The sequence below is a fragment of the Aquicoccus porphyridii genome (assembly GCF_008369105.1).
GTDB lineage: Bacteria > Pseudomonadota > Alphaproteobacteria > Rhodobacterales > Rhodobacteraceae > Aquicoccus > Aquicoccus porphyridii.
The window spans coordinates 1-1,243 of sequence record NZ_VINQ01000057.1; the positions used below are offsets into that span (position 1 = coordinate 1).

At 67.3% G+C, this 1,243-nt stretch carries 3 protein-coding genes and 1 pseudogene; all 4 read left to right on the forward strand.

What is annotated here, in order from left to right:
* The coding region (locus tag FLO80_RS23565; RefSeq protein WP_223145539.1) for a hypothetical protein at positions 1 to 257 on the forward strand (257 nt) is incomplete at its 5' end.
* 20 nt (positions 258 to 277) lie between these two features.
* A pseudogene (locus FLO80_RS23570) lies at positions 278 to 734 on the forward strand (EAL domain-containing protein); the annotation flags it as partial.
* A 24-nt stretch (positions 735 to 758) separates the two neighbouring features.
* The gene (locus tag FLO80_RS23575) at positions 759 to 953 is read left to right on the forward strand and encodes an EAL domain-containing protein (protein WP_281287062.1); all 195 of its coding nucleotides are present in this window, start codon (positions 759 to 761) and stop codon (positions 951 to 953) included.
* Positions 950 to 1,153 (forward strand): EAL domain-containing protein, encoded by a 204-nt coding sequence (locus tag FLO80_RS23580; protein ID WP_223145541.1) that lies wholly within the window; start codon positions 950 to 952, stop codon positions 1,151 to 1,153. Before FLO80_RS23575 ends, FLO80_RS23580 begins: the two co-directional genes overlap by 4 nt.
* The last annotated feature ends 90 nt before the right edge of the window (positions 1,154 to 1,243 follow it).

The following is a 1,243-nucleotide window of genomic DNA, read 5'->3' on the forward strand; positions in this document are numbered from 1 at the left end:
AACGCGCCGAGCGGGTCGCCGAACGCATCGTCGAATGCCTCGGCGAGCCCTACTGGATCGATGGCGAGAGCCTGTTGCTGGGTTGCAGCCTGGGACTCGCCCACGCCCGTGCCGACGAAGGCAACGCGCCGAGCGGGTCGCCGAACGCATCGTCGAATGCCTCGGCGAGCCCTACTGGATCGATGGCGAGAGCCTGTTGCTGGGTTGCAGCCTGGGMCTCGCCCACGCCCGTGCCGACGAAGGCGCCGACCCGCTGATGTGGCATGCGCACATCGCCATGCAGCAGGCCAAGAGCCGCCAGGGTTGCACCTTCCATGTCTTCGACGAACGCATCAACCGTGGCGTGCGCAGCCTCGCCGACCTCGAAGCCGAACTGCGCCGGGCGCTGCGTCGCGACGAGCTGGAGCTGCACTACCAGCCGCGACTGTGCCTGGACAGCGGGCGCATCGTCGGCCTGGAGGCGCTGGTGCGCTGGCGCCACGGCGAGCGGGGCCTGCTCACGCCCAGCGAGTTCGTCCCGCTGGCCGAGGARAGCGGGCTGATCGTGCCGCTCGGCTACTGGGTCATCGCCCGCGCCCTGCGCGACATGCAGTGGCTCAACGGGCGCGGCCTGGAGCCGTTGCACATGGCGGTGAACCTGTCGTTCCGCCAGTTCCAGGACAGCCAGTTGCTGCCGACCCTGCAACGGTTGATCGAAGAGCACGTTCGGCACCGGTTTCTCGTCCTTCGTCCACCTCAATAGCCTGCCGATCACCCTGTTGAAGATCGACCGCAGCTTCGTCGGCGGCATGGACCAGCGGGCGGAAAACTTCCAACTGGTGCGGGCGATGATCAACCTGGCGCACAACCTCAACCTGGAAGTGGTTGCCGAAGGCGTGGAGACCCTGCGCCAGCAGGAGCAGTTGCGCGATTTCGGTTGCGACCGGAAAACTTCCAACTGGTGCGGGCGATGATCAACCTGGCGCACAACCTCAACCTGGAAGTGGTTGCCGAAGGCGTGGAGACCCTGCGCCAGCAGGAGCAGTTGCGCGATTTCGGTTGCGACCAGGTGCAGGGCTACTGGATCAGTCCGCCGCTGCCGTTGGCGGAACTGGCGCGTTTCCTGGGCATMGGCGAGCGCTCGGCGCACCGCGGCCAGCCGCTCGGCAATTGAGCGCCGACGCCTCGCTGGCCGTGGCTTTCGGCAGCAACCGCGCGGTCTTCCACTCGAAGGCCAGGGTCAGGCCAATGGCCGCGCAGGCCA